Here is a 5,120-nt window from a genome sequence, read left to right as displayed (position 1 = left end):
ATGGCTGTAAAGAATCACAAAAACTTGCTTTGAAACTAGCGGCTACATTTCAATACGGTATTTTCTCTAAAGACCAACCATCACTAACACAGCATCCGATTATTAGATTTGACTTGTCAGCGTTGGGTAAAGTACCAGGGTTGAGCGCGATCGCCACTGAATCTATCATCAAGCAACTGATGGACTCGCATCGGCTTATGGGAGAAACCAGCGACAAAACACCCAGGACATACATATTTATAGACGAAGCCAAGGAGATTAAGGGATCTAAAAGTTTCGATTTGGTATTGGCTGATGGTAGAAAGTACGGGTTAAATGGGGTTGCAGCGTCGCAGCGGGATGCACATATTTCAGATAACGTTATTGCCAACTCTGCGACCAAGATAGTTTTGGGTGTAGACCAGACAGAAGTAGCCAGAGTAGCAAAGCGTTTCAGATTTGCGGCTGACCTCGTTGCTAATCTTTCTCCTCTAGAAGCTTTGGTAAGGATGGGGACACAGGGACATCGTTGTAAAATCAAGCCTTTCTATGAGCGAGTGGAATAGTCGGCTTACTATAGCTGCTGTCCTGGTGGCGCTGATATTTGCGATCGCTCATTCCTCAAAGGGCGATCGCAACTTTGCCATTGCTGCTAATAGTGAATCGTCAGCCCCTGAAGTGATGGAAACTAACCCCAGTGGTTCCCCTCGAATACTCAAGTTTAGTTTATCCCTATCATCCCCCAAGGATTTGAAAGTACACCAAGGGGATACGGTGACGGCTGGCGAAGTGCTGGCAGATAGAGTAGAGGAGCGAGCGCGGTTGACTATCCAGCGCAAATCCTTAGCCCTTGCCTATCAACAAATTCAGCAGAGAGTTTTACTCAAGCCCCCCGTTCCCCTCGTTCCCCCTGCCGTTCGGTCGCTGCCTCCCATCTCCTACGCGGAGGAAACAGCGCAGATCCAAAGCGCATCAATGGCTATAATCGATGCTGAGAAAGCCTTGCAGCAGCAGAGGGATTCTACCAAGACAATGCCCTTGGAAGAATCTAGCAGCGTAGATTCAGCCCGTGTCAAAGTCGAGAATCAGCAGCGATTACTAGAAAACCAAAAGCAGAAACTTCAAGCTGTCCAACTGCTCAAGGACTTACCCCCTGAAGTTCAGCTCCATGAAACAGAAATGCTGAAGCGGCGCTCTGCTGAGTTGCAACAAGCTACTGCTGAATATCAACAGGCTTCATCTAAGCTAACTATCGCCGTCAACGCCAGAAATGAAAGGCTAGCTCAACTGGCGACAGCATTACAGAAAGCCAGGGCAGATCGTCAACTGGCGATCGCCAAGCTTCAGACCAAAAAGGACACTAGGGCGTATGCAGAATATGAGGCATCAGTCACGGCTGCTCGTAGGGCAGAGGAGAAAAACCAAGCGCAACAATCGTACTACCGACAGCTACAGGACTTCCAGCAGCAGGAACGCGACCGAGCTTTTCAGTTGGCTCAGATCGCTTCTAAAATTGCCGAAGTCGATGAAAAGCTCAGTACCATCAGCGTTGTCACTAGCCCGTATTCTGGTAAGGTACGACGGGTTAAAGTTGTCGGGCAGACTAACAATAGTTTGTCTGTCGAGCTTACTTTGGTTGTTGCAGATGGACGCGATCGCAGTTTGCCAAACTCCACCACCTCCACCCCTCGTCCCTCCTCCCCAAACACCACTACCACAAAACCCTTCAATACAACAGGGTTCACCACCACAAACAGATGATTCTGGTGAAGAGTCCACCGGAGAACCACGCCAACCAAACAAGACAAATCCCCTAGAACCAGCCGGAAGCGATCTTGATGCGATAATTCGCACTCGAATTAATGATGACTTATGGAATGCAATGAAAGGTGACTTGCCTTGTCTCACTGCGACCCGCGATTGCATTTCATCTCTACAATCAGCTGCTACTCAACACAATCCCTTACTCAAAGAAGTTGATGCCAGGATAGAGGAAATTAATAACAAAATTGAGGAAGCAAGATCGGCTAACAAGAAGGCTGTAAAGTTGTCGGTGATGACTCCGGCGCTGCAAGCTTTGATTCAACCCCAACAAATTCAGCAAACTGACGGAAAGACGCACCAAACGGGCGGCTTTATTTCTAATCTCGCTTCGCTGTTTACTAATCCCACCGGAACGCTGGACAAGTTACTTAATGCTGTGGGGGTTCCACTGTTGCAAGCTTCGTTTGGCGGGAATGCAGAAAATCAAAGGAATGCGATCGCCATTTCCGATCTACAAGTAAAGTCAGCGGAGTTGCAGAGGGGACGAGCAGAGTTAGCCAACAAAATTAGAGAACAAGTGTACTTAGCTGCTTTCGAGTATGACGAGGCAGCCAGGGAATTTCAAATCTCCCAAGAGATCGCCAAGCGCGATGCTGCTAGGATGCGGCTGCTAGAGGTAGAGTACCGCTACGGCGGGGGCGATAGTAATAGTTACCTCAGTAGTTTGAATGGTCTTGATTCTCGTAAGGCTCAAACGTACCGAAGTTGGGCAAGTATGCGATCGCGGATTGAGAAGATTAAGCTGTTGGTGTTAGGTGTGGAGGAGTAAAGAAACTTTTGGCTTCGGTTAGTCCAATGCACGGGCTATGTTATTAGCTTTTACCAATCGCTCAGTTAGTTCTCGATCTTCTTGTTGATAAATTGCATTCTCTTGTTGAATAAAGATGTTTGCTAAAGCATCATAGGCTTCAGCCCATGCCGAAATCACTTCATCAGTTGCGGCATCTTGCAAAACGTCTTTCATTGCCTGCAAAAGCTTTTCGCCAATCAGCGGGTACTGTTCGGGAAGTATGCGAGTCTTTACATGACGATGGGCAATTTTGTCTACTGCCGTAGCCAACTCATCTAGGCGATCGATATGAGTAGCATAGGCGTAAACAGCCGCAGCTAACTTGTGTGCTTGCCCACCACCGTCTAGATGCAGCATCCAAGTCGTTTCAAAGCCGCGTTTATAGTCAGGTCGCTCCTCAAAAGCAATTTGATACATCCGTCTGGAAATCTCTTCACCTTTTTCTTTAATAATTGGTGCAGTTGCCTTGACAATTTCAATCGTTTTTTGACTAACCATTATTTAAAGTTCTCCTCGCAGCGCATTTATTATGCGGCGATCGCTTCTACAAAAACGATCGCCCTTCCACACGAGAGACGACAAAGCTTTTATGTTTAACATATGTATCACCTTGATTTAAGCGCATAACTGCGATCGCTCACTACTACTCATTTGCCATCATGCGAGAGAGCAGAAGAGGTAGCACTCGGTATTCGGTTCATACAATTACCAACATCACTTTAGCTAACTGCTTAAATTAAGTCGCACATTTTCTTGTGACTTTGAACACAATCTTGCTATAACTTACGAAACTGGTTAGGGTTCATTCCCGTGTAAGTGCGAAAATACCTGGCAAAATGACTCTGATTTGCAAAGCCACACTCCAGTGCTACGGATGTAATGGTTAGTCCTGGCTGCCTTAGCAACTGCTTTGCCTGTTCTACTCGTTGGCGAATTAGGTATTGATGGGGTGACATTCCAGTTGAGTGCCTGAATAGGTGGCAGAAATAGTACTGACTCATACCAAGTTCATTTGCGATCGCACTTAGGGATAAATTCTCACCCAAATGCGCCTGGATGTACTCAATGGCTTGCCTAAGCTTTTGTTTAGACAACCCATCCTCATGTTCTCGAAAACAATGTTTGCGGGTGGAGTAATGGCGCAGCAGATGAGCCGCCATCGCCGTTGCCATTGAATCTATGTAGAAACGACTGCCAACCCCATCCACCTCTAAACTTGACTTAAGTGCTAGTCCCATCTGGTAAATCAATGGATCGGCTTTTTTTAGTGTCAGCAAAAGTTCGACGCGATCGGGATTCACTGATTCAGGAGCAATCCGATCTAGAAATGTAGGCTCTAGATAGCAGTGAATATATTCCATTACTTTAACAGTTGAATTAGAACGGAGTCCCCAAGGAAAATTAGCGGGACAGATTTCAATACAGCCACTTGCATAGTCTTTTTCTCCATAGGAAACCGCCTGCTTGCGTCCCTCTAAGACCAGTTCAAAATCAACTGTCTGATGCCCTAGGGGAATAATGATTGTGTGTCGAGGGTTGGATACTTCAGGCACATCCATCGATGGTTGACGATAATGGGCAAGCTGAATGCTACTCCAACCCGATTGAAAACTTGTTAGCAGAGGCGGATTGGGTAGAAACTTCTGCCAATCAACATAGTCGATCGCTAAAGGTTGCCCGACGGACATCACCGATTCCTCCAAATATGGTTTATATGACAATCTCGCCATCAAGTTTTATACATGTTGCATCTCACCAACAATCTCCCAACCACGCCCCAACCGAGAACTCACAATTACCCAATCGTCGCCACTCATATTTCTAGACATTTAGCTGAGTTCTAAGCCCAAAGCAGATTAGAGAATTTACTCTCATCAAAATGATTAAGGAGAGCTACTTATTTTACTGGAGTGGTGAAAGTTGCAGTCATGAAGCTATCCCCACTAGTACATTGCTTGCCTTTTACTAATGAGAGCGCCGTATGGCGAACACTTTCTAATAAGTGTTATTTCCTAGAAGCCAGCTTCTAGAAAGAATTCAGGGAAGACATTGAGTGTTAACTATACCCCGCTCTCAGTAGTAATATGGTGGGTTACTCATTGGTAGTAATTAATTCTCCTTCGATGTTGCTGTCTAACTATCAATTCGACAGCAAATTTGCTATCTAATGCTCCGATCGCGACACAAACTTGCATTTCCGCAATTTAGCTACAAAACTTTACGAATTAGAGAGATAGAGTGCAGTTTAAAGACACTTTTACTTTATTTGTCCCTGAAAGTTCAAGATATCTAGACTTATCGAGCCTGGGCAGCAATGCGATCGCAAACCGAAAAAACCCAGTTTCTAGTCCTGGGCGTGAATGAGTAAAAGTATTTCAGCATCTTCCAGGCAACAGTATATTTAACAGCACAGACTACCATAACAACAGCCCATCATGATAGTTGCAATCCTTATGCAGTTGTTTTTCCTTCAGATGATGATAGCTGCGATCGCATTACTAATATTGTGTTTGAACTCCACGGATGT

Annotated in this window: 5 protein-coding genes; 3 read left to right on the top strand and 2 right to left on the bottom strand. The window is 45.6% G+C overall.

Annotated elements, in window-relative coordinates:
• The 3 genes from ACRC32_RS10715 to ACRC32_RS10705 form a co-directional block, all read left to right on the top strand.
• Window positions 1-545: type IV secretion system DNA-binding domain-containing protein (locus ACRC32_RS10715; RefSeq protein WP_438553943.1), on the top strand; the 545-nt coding region annotated here is incomplete at its 5' end.
• Window positions 529-1,740, top strand: a complete 1,212-nt coding sequence (locus tag ACRC32_RS10710) for a hypothetical protein (RefSeq protein WP_438553942.1) — start codon at window positions 529-531, stop codon at window positions 1,738-1,740. The genes ACRC32_RS10715 and ACRC32_RS10710, both read left to right, overlap by 17 nt.
• The gene (locus ACRC32_RS10705; protein WP_438553941.1) at window positions 1,625-2,572 is read left to right on the top strand and encodes a hypothetical protein; all 948 of its coding nucleotides are present in this window, start codon (window positions 1,625-1,627) and stop codon (window positions 2,570-2,572) included. The genes ACRC32_RS10710 and ACRC32_RS10705 overlap by 116 nt, the downstream gene beginning before the upstream one ends.
• 18 nt (window positions 2,573-2,590) lie before the next feature.
• On the opposite strand, the gene ACRC32_RS10700 is transcribed toward ACRC32_RS10705, so the two are convergent.
• Together ACRC32_RS10700 and ACRC32_RS10695 are read right to left on the bottom strand one after the other, a co-directional pair.
• Window positions 2,591-3,091: a globin domain-containing protein gene (locus ACRC32_RS10700; protein WP_438553940.1), complete on the bottom strand. Its 501-nt coding sequence runs from the start codon at window positions 3,089-3,091 to the stop codon at window positions 2,591-2,593.
• Window positions 3,092-3,369: 278 nt separating this feature from the next.
• The gene (locus tag ACRC32_RS10695) at window positions 3,370-4,281 is read right to left on the bottom strand and encodes a helix-turn-helix domain-containing protein (RefSeq protein ID WP_438553944.1); all 912 of its coding nucleotides are present in this window, start codon (window positions 4,279-4,281) and stop codon (window positions 3,370-3,372) included.
• Window positions 4,282-5,120: the final 839 nt, after the last annotated feature.

Source organism: Chroococcidiopsis sp. (assembly GCF_051657925.1).
Lineage (GTDB): Bacteria > Cyanobacteriota > Cyanobacteriia > Cyanobacteriales > Chroococcidiopsidaceae > Chroococcidiopsis.
Note: the sequence above shows the minus strand (reverse complement) of the source record. Positions and strands in the feature narration are given on the sequence as shown.